Origin of the sequence: Marinobacter sp. CHS3-4, assembly GCF_030053415.1 — a bacterium.
In the GTDB taxonomy this organism is placed as follows: Bacteria; Pseudomonadota; Gammaproteobacteria; order Pseudomonadales; family Oleiphilaceae; genus Marinobacter.
This window is the reverse complement of record NZ_JASGBJ010000001.1, coordinates 1,034,071-1,052,335: the sequence shown is the minus strand read 5'-3', so window position 1 is coordinate 1,052,335 and position 18,265 is coordinate 1,034,071. Positions and strand designations below refer to the sequence as shown.

General features: G+C 57.2%; 14 protein-coding genes. 7 read left to right on the top strand and 7 right to left on the bottom strand.

What is annotated here, in order from left to right; all coding sequences use genetic code 11:
- Nucleotide 1: 1 nt before the first annotated feature.
- Nucleotides 2–2,224, top strand: a complete 2,223-nt coding sequence (locus QLQ17_RS04830; protein ID WP_283209047.1) for a hypothetical protein — start codon at nt 2–4, stop codon at nt 2,222–2,224.
- A gap of 13 nt (nt 2,225–2,237) precedes the next feature.
- On the opposite strand, the gene fba is transcribed toward QLQ17_RS04830, so the two are convergent.
- The 4 genes from fba to tkt are packed head-to-tail and all read right to left on the bottom strand — an operon-like array spanning nt 2,238 to nt 7,555.
- Nucleotides 2,238–3,302, bottom strand: coding sequence for a class II fructose-bisphosphate aldolase (gene fba, locus QLQ17_RS04825; protein WP_283208405.1), 1,065 nt, complete (start codon nt 3,300–3,302; stop codon nt 2,238–2,240).
- Nucleotides 3,303–3,332: 30 nt separating this feature from the next.
- Nucleotides 3,333–4,493 carry a phosphoglycerate kinase gene (locus QLQ17_RS04820; protein WP_283208404.1) on the bottom strand — a complete coding sequence of 387 codons (1,161 nt, stop codon included), beginning with the start codon at nt 4,491–4,493 and terminating at the stop codon, nt 3,333–3,335.
- 33 nt (nt 4,494–4,526) lie between these two features.
- Nucleotides 4,527–5,555, bottom strand: coding sequence for a type I glyceraldehyde-3-phosphate dehydrogenase (gene gap / locus QLQ17_RS04815; protein WP_283208403.1), 1,029 nt, complete (start codon nt 5,553–5,555; stop codon nt 4,527–4,529).
- A complete protein-coding gene (gene tkt / locus QLQ17_RS04810; RefSeq protein WP_283208402.1) occupies nt 5,555–7,555 on the bottom strand; it encodes a transketolase in 2,001 nt (666 codons plus the stop codon). Before tkt ends, gap begins: the two co-directional genes overlap by 1 nt.
- A gap of 234 nt (nt 7,556–7,789) precedes the next feature.
- Between tkt and QLQ17_RS04805 the strand changes: the two genes are divergently transcribed.
- The 6 genes from QLQ17_RS04805 (at nt 7,790) to QLQ17_RS04780 (ending at nt 15,411) form a co-directional block, all read left to right on the top strand.
- The gene (locus tag QLQ17_RS04805; RefSeq protein WP_283208401.1) at nt 7,790–8,791 is read left to right on the top strand and encodes a metalloregulator ArsR/SmtB family transcription factor; all 1,002 of its coding nucleotides are present in this window, start codon (nt 7,790–7,792) and stop codon (nt 8,789–8,791) included.
- Between the two features lie 107 nt (nt 8,792–8,898).
- A complete protein-coding gene (gene metK, locus QLQ17_RS04800) occupies nt 8,899–10,089 on the top strand; it encodes a methionine adenosyltransferase (RefSeq protein ID WP_283208400.1) in 1,191 nt (396 codons plus the stop codon).
- A 40-nt stretch (nt 10,090–10,129) separates the two neighbouring features.
- Nucleotides 10,130–11,524, top strand: coding sequence for an adenosylhomocysteinase (gene ahcY / locus QLQ17_RS04795; RefSeq protein ID WP_283208399.1), 1,395 nt, complete (start codon nt 10,130–10,132; stop codon nt 11,522–11,524).
- A gap of 12 nt (nt 11,525–11,536) precedes the next feature.
- Complete coding sequence (metF, locus tag QLQ17_RS04790) at nt 11,537–12,406, top strand: methylenetetrahydrofolate reductase [NAD(P)H] (protein ID WP_283208398.1); 870 nt, start codon at nt 11,537–11,539, stop codon at nt 12,404–12,406.
- Nucleotides 12,407–12,545: 139 nt separating this feature from the next.
- Nucleotides 12,546–14,117: a type I restriction-modification system subunit M gene (locus tag QLQ17_RS04785; protein ID WP_283208397.1), complete on the top strand. Its 1,572-nt coding sequence runs from the start codon at nt 12,546–12,548 to the stop codon at nt 14,115–14,117.
- On the top strand, nt 14,107–15,411 hold the full coding sequence (locus tag QLQ17_RS04780) for a restriction endonuclease subunit S (RefSeq protein WP_283208396.1): 1,305 nt from the start codon (nt 14,107–14,109) through the stop codon (nt 15,409–15,411). Before QLQ17_RS04785 ends, QLQ17_RS04780 begins: the two co-directional genes overlap by 11 nt.
- A 53-nt stretch (nt 15,412–15,464) precedes the next feature.
- Here QLQ17_RS04780 and QLQ17_RS04775 read toward each other — a convergent pair whose 3' ends face one another.
- The 3 genes from QLQ17_RS04775 to QLQ17_RS04765 form a co-directional block, all read right to left on the bottom strand.
- Nucleotides 15,465–16,412 (bottom strand): hypothetical protein, encoded by a 948-nt coding sequence (locus QLQ17_RS04775; protein WP_283208395.1) that lies wholly within the window; start codon nt 16,410–16,412, stop codon nt 15,465–15,467.
- Nucleotides 16,413–16,581: 169 nt separating this feature from the next.
- On the bottom strand, nt 16,582–17,427 hold the full coding sequence (locus tag QLQ17_RS04770; RefSeq protein ID WP_283208394.1) for a DUF3037 domain-containing protein: 846 nt from the start codon (nt 17,425–17,427) through the stop codon (nt 16,582–16,584).
- Nucleotides 17,424–18,230, bottom strand: coding sequence for a HipA family kinase (locus tag QLQ17_RS04765; RefSeq protein ID WP_283208393.1), 807 nt, complete (start codon nt 18,228–18,230; stop codon nt 17,424–17,426). Before QLQ17_RS04765 ends, QLQ17_RS04770 begins: the two co-directional genes overlap by 4 nt.
- Nucleotides 18,231–18,265 lie beyond the last annotated feature (35 nt).

Here is an 18,265-nt window from a genome sequence, read left to right as displayed (position 1 = left end):
GATGAAATGGCTACCCTGGCGCTTTGTCGTCAAGAACGTCGCGCGCAAACACGGATTCCTCGACCCCATCGCCCTGCTGGCCAAGCTTCACGGTTTTGCCCAGCCTTCCGAAGTGGGCGAACCCATCGAGCTGCTCCGCGCTGGCGTGGTTTTCCATGCCCGAGGCCTGATCAACAGCCGGGTCATCCAGCACAATCTGGACTGGGTCTGGCCCTACTGGATCGAGCGTCAGTTTGACCCCAGGGACCCGTCGTTCATTCCACGGGCGTTTTCCATTACTCACATCAACCTGAGCAACCGGAACTGGACCGCCGTCGGTCACCCAGATTGCGACGAGCTTCCCGTGGTTGATCCCAGAGGACTTCTGACCCCCTTTTTCGACAGCTGGTCACTGGATGGCTGGCTGATGGCCGACGACGGTCGCTGCCTGCTGCCATCAAGAACGAAGCAGGCGAAACAATGGCAGGATGTCCATGGTACGGTCAGCGTGAATACGGACTCCGCTCTCGAGGGCCTGGAACTCAGCAGTCGTGCCTGGGTACAGATTGAAAACGGCATTCCTGTCTGCAAACTGCGACTGCAGGCCAAGTCCGATGTGGCAGGTTCCGTGATACTGGCCCTGCGACCATCGAACCCGGAAGGAATCAGCTTCATCAACCGGGTCAGCCTCTCCGAGAACCGGGACGCCTGGACAATTGATGGCAAGCGCTCGGTGACGTTCAGCGAACCTGCCGAGCGCCACCATGTATCGGATTACCGTAACGGCGATGTCCACATTCACCTGACGGACCTCGAAGATCAGAGCGAGGGCGTTTGCGATGTGGGCATGGTCACGGCTGCGGCGCTCTTTTCGATCAAGGCTGGCAAAACCCGCGAAATCACGGCCAGCATCCCACTCAGTGAGAGTCAGGCCCGCCTTCCCGACGAAAGCGCCTGGCAAAAAGAGCGGGAGGGCCATGCCCAACTGGTATGCCCGGAACCCCGCTACCAGTTTCTCTACGATGCGGCGGTGGTATCACTGATTCTCCACTCGCCGGACGATGTCTACCCGGGACCTTTTACCTACAAGCGTTTCTGGTTCCGGGATGCGGCGTTCATCATCAATGCCCTGCTGGGCATTGGTTTAACGTCCCGTGCCGAGCGTGCGCTGTCCCGTTTCCCTGAGCGCCAGACCCGCGACGGTTACTTTCGCTCTCAGGAGGGCGAATGGGACGCAAACGGCGAGGTGCTTTGGGTCCTCAAACGCTTTTTCGACCTCACCGGACGGCGCCCGGAATTACTCTGGCACGATCCGATCGCGGACGGCGCCCGCTGGATTACCCGCAAACGCCTGCGCAAGGAAACCAAAGCGCCCCACGCCGGTTTGCTGCCGGCTGGATTCAGCGCAGAACACCTGGGCCCCAACGATTATTACTACTGGGATGATTTCTGGGGCATATCCGGGCTGCATGCGGCCGCAGACCTGCTCGACGATAGTAGCCCCACTGAAAGCCAAAGCTTTCGGGAAGATGCGGACGACTTCACGAAAGCCGTTGATCGCAGCCTTGAACTCTGCCAACAACGGCTGAAGCGTCCGGGCATGCCCGCCTCTCCGTACCGGCGTCTGGATGCCGGCGCTATTGGGTCGCTCGCGGCAGGCTATCCGACCCAACTATGCGCGCCGGATGACCCGCGCCTGCTGGACTGTGTCGAGTTTCTGCTTGAACGGTGTTTCGTCGACGGCGCCTTCTACCAGGACATGATCCATTCTGGCCTGAACGCCTACCTGACCCTGCATGTTGCCCAGGTACTGCTGCGGGCCGGAGACTCACGATACCTGCAACTGATGGACTCGGTGGCTGATCTGGCCTCGCCTACCGGCCAGTGGCCGGAAGCGATCCACCCCGGCACCCGCGGCGGTTGCATGGGCGACGGCCACCACGTATGGGCCTCGGCCGAATGGGTGTTGATGGTCCGTAACTGTTTTGTACGGGAAGAAGGGAAACGGCTGGTACTTTGCGGTGGAATACCGGAACGCTGGCTGGACCAGAACGAGCCCATCAGCTTTGGACCCGCGCCGACAAGCTTCGGCACTGTTTCCATCACCATCATGCCGAACGCCAACGGTTCACCGGAGGTAAAGTGGGCGGCCGACTGGCACAACGCCGAACCGCCCATCGATGTAAAGCTTCCGGGGTATGAAGCAGTGGTTGCAAAACCCGGCGAGGGCGTCGCCAGGCTTTGATCAGGCCTCGGCCTTACTTGACCTTGGGGTCCAGCTCGCCGGCCGCATAGAGCTCGAACATCCGCTCCAGGTTGATCGGCTTGATCTTGCTGGCGTTGCCCGCCGTGCCGAAGGCCTCGTAGCGGTCCACGCACACCTGGGTCATCGCCTTCATGGTCTCTTTCAGGTATTTGCGCGGGTCGAATTCGGCGGTGTTCTGCGCCAGGAAACGACGGACCGCGCCGGTGCTGGCCAGACGCAGGTCGGTGTCGATGTTGACCTTACGCACACCGTGCTTGATGCCTTCCACGATTTCCTCAACCGGTACGCCGTAGGTCTCTGGAATCTCGCCGCCGTACTGGTTGATGATTTCCAGCCAATCCTGCGGCACGGAACTGGAACCGTGCATGACCAGGTGGGTGTCTGGAATGCGAGCGTGTATTTTCTTGATCTGCTCGATAGCCAGGATGTCGCCGGTAGGCGGACGGGTGAACTTGTAGGCACCGTGGCTGGTGCCGATGGCGATGGCCAATGCGTCCACGTGGGTCTTCTTGACGAAGTCGGCCGCTTCTTCCGGGTCCGTCAGCATCTGGCTGTGATCCAGCGTGCCTTCGGCGCCAATGCCATCTTCTTCACCGGCCTGACCGGTTTCCAGGGAACCCAGGCAGCCCAGCTCGCCTTCCACGGAAACACCGCAGGCATGCGCCATTTCCACCGTGCGACGGGTAACGTCCACGTTGTAGTCGTAATCCGTTGGAGTCTTGCCGTCTTCACCCAGAGAACCGTCCATCATCACCGAGCTGAAGCCCAACTGGATCGAGCGCTGGCAAACCGATGGGCTGGTGCCGTGGTCCTGGTGCATCACCACCGGAATGTGAGGGAACTCTTCAATGGCCGCCAGAATCAGGTGGCGCAGAAACGGTGCACCGGCGTATTTGCGGGCGCCAGCGGAAGCCTGGACGATCACCGGGGAATCGGTTTTATCCGCAGCTTCCATAATGGCACGCATCTGTTCCAGGTTGTTGACGTTAAACGCTGGAACGCCGTATCCGTGCTCGGCGGCGTGATCCAGTAGTTGCCGCATCGAAATCAGGGCCATTGGGGTATCTCCTTGATAGTAAAAAGTTCGTTAAGCGCCGCGGGACTCAAGCACCGCAACCGCTGGTAGAGTTTTGCCTTCGACGAATTCCAGGAATGCGCCGCCGCCCGTCGAGATATAGGAAATCTGATCGCTCACGCCGTATTTGTCGACAGCGGCCACGGTGTCACCACCACCGGCCAGTGAAAACGCGTCGCTTTCTGCAATGGCTTTGGCCAGCGCCTGGGTACCGTTGCCAAACTGGTCAAATTCAAAAACGCCAACCGGGCCGTTCCAAAGGATGGTCTTGGAAGATTTCAGCAGCCCGGCAAATTTGGAGGCAGTTTCCGGGCCAACGTCCAGAATCATGTCGTCTTCAGTGACGTCGTCGATTTTCTTGGTGGTGGCCTGGGCGGTTTCGGCGAATTCGCTGGCAACCACCACATCGACTGGCAGTGGAATCTCGACGCGTGACGCGATGTCTTTGGCAGTGTCGATCAGGTCGTGTTCGCACAGGGATTTACCAACCGGGTGACCGGCCGCCGCCAGGAAGGTGTTGGCGATGCCGCCGCCGACGATGATCGAATCGCAGACTTTTTCCAGGGCGTTCAGCACGTCCAGTTTGGTTGAAACCTTGGAGCCGCCGACAATGGCCACTACCGGCTTGGCCGGGTTGTCCAGGGCTTTGCTCAACGCTTCCAGTTCGGCGGCCAACAGCGGGCCGGCGCACGCTTCAGGTGCGAAACGGGCAACGCCGTGGGTGGACGCCTGGGCGCGATGGGCGGTGCCGAAGGCATCCATAACGTAGATGTCGCACAGGGCGGCGTACTTTTTCGAGAGTGCTTCGTCGTCTTTCTTTTCGCCCTTGTTGTAGCGGACGTTTTCAAACAGCACGACTTCGCCGTCTGCCACGTCAACGCCGTCCAGATAATCCGGTATCAGGCGAACAGGTTTACCAAGCAGGGTACCCAGATGATCTGCCACGGGTTTCATGGAGGAAGCTTCGTCAAAAACGCCTTCTTCCGGGCGGCCCAGGTGGGACATCAGCATGACTTTCGCGCCCGCGTCCATTGCAGCCTTGATGGTAGGCAGCGAAGCACGGATTCGGGCGTCGCTGGATACTTTGCCGTTTTTAACCGGGACGTTGAGATCCTCGCGGATCAATACCCGTTTGCCGGCAAGTTCCAGGTCGGTCATTCTCTTGATAGCCATGATGCTTTCTCTTCCTCTGATCGATAACTCTGTTCAGTGACCAGACAGCCAGCTTTTGCTGACGTCCAGCATTCGGTTGGCGAAGCCCCATTCGTTGTCGAACCAGCACAGCACCTTGACCATGGTGCCCCCGGTCACGCGGGTCTGGCCGCCGTCGACAATGCCGGAATGGGCGTCGTGATTGAAGTCGGAACTGGCCAGCAGCTCGTCGGTGTATCCCAGAATGTACTTCAAGGGCCCTTGTGCTGCGTTTTTCAGCAGCTCATTCACCGCATCGACGGATGTGGATTCGCGCACGTTGACCACCATATCAATGGCCGACACGTTCAGCGTTGGCACTCGCATGGCCACCGAACTGAAACGCCCTTCCATGTGGGGTAGCAACCGCTCGATGCCTCTGGCCAGCCCCGTCTCCACCGGCACAATATTATGCAGCGCACTGCGGGTGCGGCGCAGATCCTGATGGTGGTAGGCATCGATCACCGGCTGGTCATTCATGGCGGCGTGGATGGTGGTGGTTGAGCCATGCTCCACACCGAACGCTTGATCCAGCACCTGTATCACAGGCACCAGACAATTGGTCGTGCAGGAAGCGGCAGCGACAATCTGGTCATCGGCGCGGAGTTGTTCGTGATTCACACCGTAAACCACGGTCCTGTCGACATCCGATTCGGCGGGCTGTGAAAACAGGAGTCTGGCGGCGCCGGCCCGGATGTGTTTCTCCGCCGTCGGCCGATCCGAAAAGGCCCCGGTGCATTCCAGCACCAGATCCACACCAAGCTCGCTCCAGGGTAGATCTGCGATGTCCGGGCAACGCAGCACCCGAATCGAATCCCCATTCACCAGCAGCGACTCACCCTCCACTTCTACGTCACCCTGGAAACGACCATGGGTGGAGTCGTATTTGGTGAGGTGGGCGATGGTGTCTATGTCAGCCAGTTCATTGATCGCGACAACCTGAAGATGATCGCGAAAGTTGTTTTCATAGAGGGCGCGCAGCACGCATTGACCGATACGGCCAAAACCATTGATCGCAATGCGGTGCGGCGCTCTCGACGTCATCAGGCTTCCAGAAGTTCCTGGGCGGTGGCAACGATGTTCTCGGCGGTGAAGCCGAACTCCTTGAACAAATCACCCGCCGGCGCCGACTCACCGAAGGTGCTCATGCCGACAATGCGCCCGTCCAGGCCAACGTACTTGTACCAGTAGTCTTCAATGCCCGCTTCGACGGCAACCCGGTTGGTCACTTCCAGCGGCAGTACTTCCTGCTTGTAGGCCGCGCTCTGGGCGTCAAAGGTGTCCGTGCTCGGCATGGATACCACGCGAACCTTCGCGCCTTTTTCGCGCAACTGGGCCGCGGCGTCTTGGGTGATTCCGATTTCACCGCCGGTGGAGATCAGGATCAGGTCAGGCGTGCCTTCGCTGTCAGACAGGATGTAGCCACCTTTGGCGATGTTCTGTACCTGGGTCGCGTCGCGATCCTGGTGTGGCAGACCCTGGCGCGAAAACACCAGTGCCGTGGGACCATCGGTGCGCTCAAGCGCCGCTTTCCAAGCCACCGCCGACTCGACGGTATCCGCCGGGCGCCAGGTGCTCATGTTCGGTGTGGTGCGAAGGCTGGCCAGCTGCTCAATCGGCTGGTGAGTCGGGCCGTCTTCGCCCAGGCCGATGGAATCGTGGGTAAACACCAGGATGGAACGCTGCTTCATCAGCGCCGCCATGCGCACAGCGTTACGGCAGTATTCCATGAAGATCAGGAAAGTCGCACCGTAAGGCACCAGGCCTCCGTGCAGGGCCACACCGTTCATGATGGCAGCCATGCCGAATTCACGAACCCCGTAGTAAACGTAGTTACCATTGGCATCGTCTTTGGTCAGCGGCTTGCTGTCGTTCCAGATGGTCAGGTTGGAACCGGCCAGATCCGCAGAGCCACCCAGCAATTCCGGGAGCATCGGGCCATAGGCGTTGAGGGTGTTCTGTGACGCCTTGCGGCTGGCGATGGTCTCGCCTTTTTCCTGACACTCATTGATGTAGGCCTGAGCTTTTTCAGAGAAATCTGCAGGCAGTTCGCCGGACATGCGACGCTTGAACTCGGCCGCCAGTTCGGGCTCTGCCTTTTCATAGGCGGCGAACGCCTCGTTCCACTGAGCTTCTGCCGTGGCGCCTTTCTCTTTGGCATCCCATCCGGCGTAGATGTCGTCCGGCACTTCAAACGCCGGGTGAGACCAACCCAGCTCCTTGCGAGTCAGTTCAACCTCGTCTTCACCCAGCGCCGCGCCATGACAGCTTTCGGTGCCCTGCTTGTTCGGCGAGCCGAAACCAATGATGGTCTTGCAGCAGATCAGCGTGGGCTGATCCGTGTTGGCGCGGGCCGCTTCAATCGCTGCGCGGACAGCTTCGGGGTTGTGCCCGTCGACCTTTGGAATGACCTGCCAGCCATAGGCTTCGAAACGCTTTGGCGTGTCGTCGTTGAACCAGCCCTCGACTTCGCCATCTATGGAAATGCCGTTGTCGTCGTAGAACATCACCAGCTTGCCAAGGCCCAGGGTGCCCGCCAGTGAAGCAACTTCATGGGAGATGCCTTCCATCAGGCAACCGTCGCCGAGGAACGCATAGGTGTAGTGATCGACAATGTCATGGCCGGGACGGTTGAATTGGGCCGCCAGCGTTTTCTCGGCCAGCGCAAAACCAACGGCATTCGCAATGCCCTGCCCCAGAGGACCCGTGGTTGTTTCTACGCCCGGAGTGTAACCGTATTCGGGATGGCCAGGCGTTTTGGAGTGCAGTTGGCGGAAGTTCTTGATGTCTTCAATGGAAACGTCGTAACCGGTCAGATGCAGCAACGAATATTGCAACATGGAGCCGTGGCCATTGGACAGCACGAACCGGTCACGATTGGCCCACTTGGGGTTTGACGGGTTGTGGCTGAGGTAGTCGTTCCAAAGGACCTCGGCGATGTCCGCCATACCCATGGGGGCGCCCGGATGGCCGGATTTGGCTTTCTGAACCGCATCCATGCTCAGCGCGCGAATGGCGTTGGCGAGATCTGTGCGAGACGGCATTGACGTTTCTCCAGTATGTAGTCGGCAATATAAAGAACAGCGAAAAATAAAGGCGCGTATTTTCGCCGATTAGTGACCGCCGGGGCAAATGAACCTCCGTCTTTTTGCGCTACAGATTTCTACGGATTGAAACGGGCGTATCGAAATCCCTGAAATCCAACGATTCGAGACCTATATCAATATTTTTTGATATTGTTATTGATCACAACCAATTTCCTCCCTACACTCCGATTCATGACTTCTACAGCCGCGCAATCCGATAATCCATCCCAGGTCGATACCCTTGCCCCGATCTTTAAAGCAAGCGGCGACCCTTTGCGCCTGGAGATCTTGCGCGTGCTTCGGCGTGACACGTTTGGGGTACTGGAACTCAGTCAGCTGTTCGCCATGCGCCAGTCCGGCATGAGCCACCACCTCAAGGTGATGCACAAAGCCGGACTGCTTGAACCGCAGCGGGAAGGCAACGCTATCTTCTATCGTCGGCCACTGAACCTGAACAGCGACAAGCTGACAGACCAGACCATCCGGCAAGTCTTCGATGCCGTCGATCGCATCCCCTTACCGCCGCATCTGCAGGAAAAAATCGAGGCGATTCGCACCCAGAGGGCCGACCAGTCCCAGGCTTTTTTTGCCCGCTACGCCGAGAAGTTTCGAGAGCAGCAGGAGCTGATTGCGGCCTTCGATCTTTACGCCAAACCGGTGGCCGATCTGATCAGCCAACGTGCTCAGCGGCAGAACTGGAAAGTGGCTCTGGAAATCGGCCCTGGCGAGGGCGGCTTCCTACCGGTGCTGTCCAGGACCTGCGAGCATGTCGTTGCGCTGGACAACTCCCGTGACATGCTGGCCAAAGCCACCCGCACCTGCATTGAAGAGAAGCTGCACAACGTTGACCTGATCGAGGGCGTCACCGACACCCTGTTGGCCCGTGGCGATGCCTTCGACCTGGTTGTAGCCAATATGGTCTTGCACCACGTGCCCAGCCCGGCAGATATTTTTCTGGACGCAGCTGCCCTGATGAATACCGGCGGCTGTCTGGTCATCAGCGACCTGTGCAGTCATGACCAGGATTGGGCCAAAGAAAACTGCGGCGATCTATGGCTTGGCTTCGAGCCAGAAGAGCTGACCAATTGGGCGATCGATGCCGGGCTGGTGGCAGGCGAGTCCCTGTTTATCGGCTTGCGCAATGGCTTTCAGGTGCAGGTGCGGGAATTCTGGAAAACCACCGAGTCCGGCTGACATCAAAATTTTAAACGCATATCAAAGTTTTTTGATATAGAATCCAGTACGCTTCGTACAGTATCAACAACAACGCTACATGAAGGTATTAAAGAGGAACCGAACCTATGTCTGACTACAGCATCTTTACTTCCGAATCGGTCTCAGAAGGCCACCCTGACAAACTGGCGGACCAGATTTCCGATGCCGTACTCGACGCCATTCTCGTAGACGACCCCCATGCGCGGGTGGCCTGCGAAACCATGGTTAAAACCGGTGTGGCCATCGTCGGCGGTGAAATCACCACCAACGCCTGGGTCGACCTGGAAGACCTGGTTCGCGGCGTGATCAAGGACATTGGTTACACCTCTTCCAAAGTCGGCTACGACGGCGACACCTGTGGCGTGATCAACATCATCGGCAAGCAGTCCGTGGACATCGCCCAGGGCGTTGACCGCAAGAAGCCGGAAGATCAGGGCGCTGGCGACCAGGGCCTGATGTTTGGCTACGCCAGTAACGAAACCGAAGTTCTGATGCCTGCGCCAATCACCTTCGCGCACCGTCTGATGGAGCGCCAGGCCGAAGCCCGCAGAAATGGCCTGCTTCCCTGGTTGCGCCCGGACGCCAAGAGCCAGGTGACCTGCAGCTATAAGGATGGTCGCGTATCCGGCATCGATGCGGTGGTTCTGTCTACCCAGCACGACGAAGACGTGACCCAGTCCGACCTGAAAGAAGCGGTGATGGAACTGATCGTAAAGAATGTGTTGCCAGCCGAGCTGCTGCACAAAGACACCGAGTTCCACATCAACCCGACCGGTAAATTCGTCATCGGCGGCCCTGTCGGTGACTGTGGCCTGACCGGCCGCAAGATCATCGTTGATACCTATGGCGGCATGGCCCGTCACGGCGGTGGTGCGTTCTCCGGCAAGGACCCGTCCAAGGTTGACCGTTCTGCTGCCTATGCGGGCCGGTATGTCGCCAAGAACATCGTTGCCGCCGGCCTGGCCGACAAATGTGAAATTCAGGTGTCCTATGCCATCGGCGTGGCCCAGCCAACGTCGATCTCTCTGAACACGTTTGGCACTGGCAAGATCGGCGACGACAAGATCATCCAGCTGGTTCGCGAGCACTTCGACCTGCGCCCGTATGCCATCACCAACATGCTGGATCTGCTGCACCCGATGTATCGGGCTACCGCAGCCTATGGCCACTTTGGCCGCGAGCCATTTGAAATGACCGTGGGCGGCAAGACGTTCACTGCATTCCCATGGGAAAAGACAGACCGTGCCGCTGCACTGAAAGACGCCGCTGGCATTTAATCGAATTTATTACAGACGTTAATACGCACAGGAGAACACCATGAGCACTCCGGCAGAACAACTGAAGCAGTTCAATGACTACAAAGTCCGCGACATTACCCTCGCTGGCTGGGGCCGTAAGGAAATCAACATCGCAGAAGGCGAAATGCCTGCCTTGATCAAGCTCCGTGAGAAATACAAAGGAGAGCAGCCGCTGAAAGGCGCGAACATCATGGGCTGCATCCACATGACCATTCAGACCGCCGTGCTGATCGAAACTCTGATCGAGCTGGGCGCCAACGTGCGCTGGTCATCGTGCAACATCTTCTCCACCCAGGATCAGGCCGCTGCGGCCATCGCCGAGCGCGGCATCCCGGTCTTCGCCTGGAAGGGTGAGACAGACGAGGAGTACGACTGGTGCCTGGAACGCACCGTGGGTGCCGACGTTGAAGGCTGGGAACCCAACATGATCCTGGACGACGGTGGCGACCTGACAGCACTGCTGCACGAGAAGTATCCCGAGATCCTTCGCAACTGCCACGGCGTGACCGAAGAAACCACCACCGGTGTTCACCGTCTGCAGGAAATGATGCGCGAAGGCACTTTGAAAGTTCCGGCCATCAACGTGAACGATGCCGTGACCAAGTCAAAGAACGACAACAAGTACGGCTGCCGCCACAGCCTGAACGACGCCATCAAGCGTGCCACTGACCACCTGATGTCCGGCAAGAAAGCGCTGGTGATCGGTTACGGTGACGTGGGCAAAGGTTCCGCCGCCTCACTGCGCCAGGAAGGCATGATTGTGAAGGTGACTGAAAGTGATCCAATCTGTGCCATGCAGGCCTGCATGGACGGCTTCGAAGTGGTTTCACCTTACATCGACGGCGTGAACACCGGCACCGAAGCAGGCATTAACAAGGAACTGCTGCAGAACACCGATCTGCTGGTGACCACCACCGGTAACATGAACGTGTGTGACGCCAACATGCTGAAAGCGGTTAAAAGCGGCGCCATCGTGTGCAACATCGGCCACTTCGACAACGAAATCGACACTGCCTACATGCGCAAGCATTGGGAATGGGATGAAGTGAAGCCACAGGTACACATTGTTTATCGCGACAAAGCCACCAATGACCATCTGTTGCTGTTGTCAGAGGGCCGCCTGGTGAATCTGGGTAATGCTACTGGCCACCCGTCACGGATCATGGACGGCTCGTTCGCCAACCAGGTTCTGGCACAGATGCATCTGTTCGAACGCAAGTTCGCCGATCTGCCTGAAGAGGCGCGCGAAAAAGGCATCTACGTGCAGGTACTGCCCAAGCACCTGGACGAAGAAGTGGCGCGTGCCATGGTCGAAGGGTTTGGTGGCGTGATGACCAAGATGACGCCGGAACAGGCCAAGTACATCGGCGTACCGGTCGAAGGCCCGTACAAGCCAGAAAGCTACAAGTACTGATTGGGCGACATCATGGAAACCCAGCAACAGTTCAAGCGCCGCTTCAGTTTTGAGTTTTTCCCGCCCAAGACCGACGCGGGCAAGGAAAAACTGCAAACTGTGCGCGGTCGGCTGGCCGAGGTAGACCCGGATTTTTTCTCGGTCACCTTTGGCGCGGGCGGTTCCACCCGGGACCGCACCATCGAGACTGTGCTTAACCTGCACAAGCAGGGAATTTCCACAGCGCCCCACCTTTCCTGCGTGGGTGGTACCCGCCAGGAAATCGGGGAGCTGTTGGATCTGTATAAAGAGAATGGCGTAAACCGGATCGTCGCCCTCAGGGGCGACATGCCCTCGGGCATGGGCGCGGCGGGCGAGCTTCGCTACGCCAACGAGCTGGTCAGCTTTATTCGTGAGCACAGTGGCGACACATTCAATCTGGAAGTGGCGGCCTACCCGGAGTTTCATCCGCAGGCAAAAAACGCTGAAGAAGACCTGAAAAACTTCGCACGCAAGGTCGAAGCTGGCGCCAACAGCGCCATTACCCAGTATTTCTTCAACCCGGACAGCTACTTCTATTTCATCGACCGGCTGGAAAAGATGGGAGTCACCATTCCCGTGGTGCCTGGCATCATGCCGATCGTGAACTTCACCAACCTGACCCGCTTCTCGGACATGTGCGGTGCGGAAATCCCCCGCTGGATTCGCAAGCAGCTGGAAGCCTACGGCGACGACAGCGACAGCATCCGCCAGTTTGGTGAGGAAGTGGTGACACGCATGTGTGAGAAACTGCTGGCTGCTGGCGCACCCGGCCTTCACTTTTACACGCTCAACCAGGCGGAGGCGAGCCTGAATATCTGGAACAATCTGGGTCTGACCGACCGGGAAAAGATCGCTTTCTGAGCAATCTGTGGACTCCACGGCCCATCAATGCTGCCTTCGTTTCAGGAGGCAGCGTTCCTATAGTTGATCGCCTCGCTCCAAACCGCAACAATGCCCAGCATCCAATCAGCCCGACTAGCGCATAGGATGCAGTTCCACCATGGCCAAACCCCAGAACAAAAAAGCACCCAAAAGTTTCGAACAGACCCTTTGGGACACCGCCGACAAACTGCGCGGCACGGTGGAGTCGTCCGAATACAAGCACGTGGTGCTAAGCCTGATCTTCCTGAAATTTGTCAGCGACAAATTCGAAGAGCGTAAACGGGCGCTGATAGTGGAAGGCAAAGAGAAATACGTGGACATGGTGGAGTTTTACGCCATGAACAACGTGTTCTATCTGCCGCCAGAGGCCCGGTGGAGCTATATCCAAAAGAACGCCAAACAGGGCGACATTGCCCTGAAAATCGACACGGCGCTGTCCACCATCGAGAAAACCAACAAATCCCTGCGCGGCGCCCTGCCGGACAACTACTTCTCCCGACTGGGCATCGACGTGAGCAAACTGGCCGCGCTGATCGATTCCATCGACAACATCGACACCGTTGAAGACCGGGAACAGGATGTGGTGGGCCGGGTGTACGAGTACTTCCTGGGCAAGTTCGCGGCCACCGAAGGCAAGGGCGGCGGCGAGTTCTACACCCCCAAGTGCGTGGTCAACTTGCTGGCCGAAATGATCGAGCCGTTCGAGGGCAAGATTTATGACCCCTGTTGCGGCTCCGGCGGCATGTTCGTGCAGTCCATCAAGTTTGTGGAAAGCCATCAGGGCAACCAGAAAGACATCTCCATTTACGGCCAGGAATACACCGCCACCACCTACAAACTGGCCAAGATGAACCTGGCCATTCGCGGCATTGCCGGTAACCTGGGGGATGTACCGGCCGACAGCTTCTTCAAGGACCAGCACCCGGACCTGAAGGCCGACTTTATCCTGGCCAACCCGCCGTTCAACATGGACCAGTGGCGCGCCCCGGACGAACTCACCGACGACCCCCGCTGGGCCGGCTACGAGGTACCGCCCACCGGCAACGCCAACTACGCCTGGATACTGCACATGATCGCCAAGCTGTCCGAACACGGCACCGCCGGATTTGTGATGGCCAACGGCTCCATGTCCACCAACACCAAGGGCGAAGGCGCCATCCGCCAGAAGATCATCGAAAACGACCTGGTGGACTGCATGATTGCCCTGCCCGGCCAGCTGTTCTACACCACCCAGATCCCCGTGTGCCTGTGGTTCCTCACCAAGAACAAAAAGGCTCAGACCATCCCCGGCCACAGCGACAGCAACCACCGCAACCGGGAAGGCGAAACCCTGTTCATCGACGCCCGCAACATGGGCAGCATGATCAGCCGCGTACACAAGGAACTCACCCCCGACGACATCGCCCACATCGCACGCACCTACCATGCCTGGCGCGGTGAGGCGAAAGACGGAGACTACGAGGACGTACCCGGCTTCTGCAAAGCCGTCTCGATTAAGGACATCAAAGCCAACGACTACGTGCTCACCCCCGGCCGCTACGTGGGTGCGGCGGAGATTGAAGATGATGGTGTGCCGTTTGAGGTGAAGATGGAGGAGTTGAGCAAGACGCTGTATCGGCAGATGGCTGAGGGGGAGAAGTTGGATAAGGTGATTCGGGGGAATCTGGAGGGGTTGGGTTATGGAGAATGATTGGCGCGAAATTACTCTTGGCGAGTTCGTGACCCTTCAACGAGGCCATGATCTTCCAGAATCCCAACGTAATCCCGGACATGTCCCAATCCTGGGTTCTTTCGGAATAACAGGTTGGCACAGCGAGGCGAGAACAAAAGGACCAGGCGTAACAATTGGCCGAAGCGGCGGATCTATTGGCGTGGTTTCTTATACGCCTTATGACTACTGGCCGCTGAATACTGCACTTTATGTCAAAGACTTTCACGGCAACGATGCCAAGTTCGCCTACTACTTCCTCAAAACGATAGATTTCAAGTCATATAATTCAGGAAGTGCCCAGCCCTCCTTAAATCGGAATCATGTCCACCCTCTTCCGGTTAAAGTTCCGAGCCCAGAAACACAAAAGGTAATCGCAGGGATACTCAGCGAGCTCGACGACAAAATCGCGCTAAACCACCAAATCAACACTACCCTCGAATCCATGGCCCAGGCCCTGTTCAAAAGCTGGTTCGTGGATTTCGACCCGGTGATCGACAACGCCCTGGCCGCCGGCAACCCCATCCCCGAAGCCCTGCAAGCCCGCGCCGACGCCAGAGCCGCCCTCGGCGACCAGCGCAAGCTCCTGCCCGACCACATCCGCCAGCAATTTCCGGATCGGTTTGAGCTGACGGAGGAAATGGGGTGGGTGCCGGAGGGGTGGCACATCAGCACTATCGGCGAGGAAGTTGAAACCACCGGCGGCGGAACGCCGAGTACCAAAAATCCGGATTTCTGGGAAAACGGAACACACTCGTTCTGCACACCGAAGGATATGTCGCAACTGAAGTCGCTGGTGCTCATGGATACCGAAAGGCACCTGACCGACACCGGCATCCGGAAAATTTCGTCAGGCCAGCTTCCGCAAGGAACGGTGCTCATGTCCTCCAGAGCACCGATTGGCTATCTGGCCATCAGCGACATCCCGGTTTCCGTGAACCAGGGCATCATTGCCATGCTGCCAAACCAGAATTACGGACCGGTCTATCTATTGAGCTGGGCAAAAACCAACATGAACCATATTGCCGACCGAGCCAATGGCAGCACGTTTCAGGAAATCAGTAAAAAGAACTTCCGCCCTATTCCGTTTCTGGTGCCCGGGAAAGGGATACTGGAAGCGTTCAACGAGCAAGCGGAGGCGATTTATTCGCGAATCCTGCTGACGTCCGAACAGACGGATGCCCTGACTAAGCTCCGCGACACCCTCCTGCCCAAGCTCCTGTCCGGCGAACTCCGCATACCAGATGCCGAAGAAGCTGTTTCCGAAGCCCTGTAGTCAAAAGCCCCGCCAAACTGGCGGGGCTTTTGATCAGCGAAAACGCCAATCCATCAGCTAATGGCCAGCCCTTTCAGCATGGCCTGGCATTCTGCGATGAGGCTGTCCGCTTTAGGAGACTGATTGGGAAACGCCGTCTTGATTTGCTGGGCAACGTTGATCGAGTAGGCCAGCCATTCTTTTCCGGCCGCCGTGTCACCGTTTTGTAGCTGCACTCTTGCGACCTGCTGCAGACGGGTCACGAGAAGGTTCATGGTCTGCTCATCCAACTGCTCGCCGCTCAAAGCCAGATCAACGGTCGCTTTTGCCCATTCGGCCATGCCGGCACGCACCTTGTCGCCGTCACCTCTCGCTTTGGTGAGCAGTTTCAAACCAAGGTCTCGCTGCCCGGCAAACTGGATCAGCTGCGCCTGATACCAGTCGTAGAGTTCACCAACCACCAGCAACCGGTTCTCACGGCTGTAGGCGTCGGAGCGACCTGCATACACCATCAACTGCACGGTTTCTGTTTTAAAATTTTCGAGAGGGCGAGTGTACTGCTTTTCGCATTGCCAATTGGAGTAGATCGCCGCCAGATCCCCCTGCTGCGCCAACTGCCGGAGCGCGTGGTGATACCACGCGATGTTCAAACCTTCCAGTGCCTGACACACGCCGCTGTCAGCGGCTTTGATTTCATTCGCCCAATTCACAAGGGCCTGACTCCCCACAGTATCTGCAAGTCCCGACGAGTACAGGTAATCTCCCTTCAGGGCCGCATCTTCTTTTAGCAATTGAGCAACCTTATCGCGCAGAGCCGGCGGATAGCCCCGGTTGACCAGGTCCATGAACAGGGATTTTGCTTCTGAATGGCGCTGGGCTTTGCGCAGTAGCTGGACGTTTTCGTAGTCGGACACGTCTTGATCAGAGGCGACATAAGGCGTCACCTCAACAGGTGTGGTGCTGCAGCCAGACAGAACGATGAGGGTGAGGACAAAAATCCCCAGTTGGAACGCATAACGCATCACAAATTCCTTTTGTTGAATGCTTGAGGCGGGCAATTCTCTGGTTAGATTAACGCTATTCCCATGCGCCGGCAGCATGAGCGCCAAGTTTTGAGACTTAATTCAAGCAATTTGGTGGATGCAGCGTCGGCTGACGAAACGGGCAAGCTCGTCGGCTTGTTCAAAGCGCCTAATGGGAAGCGAAATCTAGAATTCTGTCCTGCTCGGTGTGCTGAACAACTTCAATGCCGTTGCCCTTGAGATTAAGCAGCGTCTCCTCAAAAGCATCGACACGAATATCTTTGGCCTTATCGCTATTCGGGCCTTTCACTGGGAACAGAACCGGACCTTTCAGCAGATGACGCTTTCGCAACTGCTCAACTCTGAGCTTCCAGCGGTCTCCATGCTCGATAATCGCCGTAGAGTCAGTCTGGCCGAGGAATAACGGCTTAATGGCTCGGATGGCATCCCCGTTGTCCTGCTCTACAAACGGAAACGTGGCTCCGTAAAAATCGTCAGCAATGCGACGCCGGGTAAAGCGAACGGCCAGATGCCGCTGCTCCAGCAGCTTCTTCACACCCTTCTCAAGAATGGTTTCCTGATACTCCTTGGTGACGAAATTCCTGCCAACGTAGTAGTCGTATAGCTCGGCCAGCGTCTCGTCGGGGTTCTTTGACAGTACCACACGTTGCTCGCTGAACCGGACAATGGTCTCCCTGGGGCGTATCAACTCCTGAAACAGGCCGTTGTGGAATCCGTATTCGCGGTCGTTATCACCGAATACTCCGGCCTTATTCTTGAGCATACCCTGAACCCGGTTAAGCTCGGTTTCCAAATTGGCCATCGTTTTCAGATAGAGGCTTTTATCCAACTCATCAAAAAACTGCGTGATGCGCGCATACCTTTTTCTGAGTAGTTTAAACCTCAGTTGGCGGGTTTTGGGCGCCCATAATAAAACACCGACATTGGCGAATTCACCAGTCTCGATGTAGGGCATAAACCGCACTATGGCGTATTGGCATGCTTGCCTGTTCATTTCCAGTTCCAGAAGTTAGCGCGACGAAATCGCTGCAAGTGTTTCAGTAAGTGGTCTGGAGCCAAATTAAGCTCCATTGTCATTTCCGGGTCTCGGTACCACCACTCCTCGGGAATGGACTGCACGATGCCATCCCATCCAAGGAGCGCCTGTTCCATCCTGTCAGTATAGTGCTGACGCTCAACCAAGTCATCGAACACTACCGGCACACAATCTCCGAAGGCATGGTATTTACAGAAATCATCCGCATCAAAGTCCGGGTCAAATGACTGATTGTGGTCGATCACCACAAGACGCTGTTCTTCGGCGTCCCAGAACAGGTTCGGGTTACCACTGTTTTCGGTGAGCATCCGATCAACGTTTGCAATCCACCAATCGAATACAAGAACGGCCTTGCGGAGTTGGACAGGCACGTCCTTTACCTGTGAATACGAAAGCTCAGTCACAATCTGTTCTTGGGAGCCAAAGGCAGGACCAGCACCCAAATCGCTTGCACTATTTGGCGCAAGGAGCTCGGTGATTTCTTCCGAAACAGACACAATGCCAAAGGGTGCCAGAGGAATTCCGAATTCAAGCGCGAGATTTCCTGCGATCCACTCTTTAATCTGACTCTCCCGACCCGCCCCTGTACCTTTGACAAAATAGATGTGGTCGTCATCGCCCCGACAGATGAAGGGCTTTGTCATTCCGTGCTCCGAACGGCGAAGCACTTCGACTATCTCGACTTCGGGCAGCGGGCTGATGAGCACAGGCTTCTGATTCCTCTGAACGTTTTCGTCAATAAAAGGCCAACCGTAGCCCATACTCATATCATGTGAAAGCGTATTCGTGATTGAAG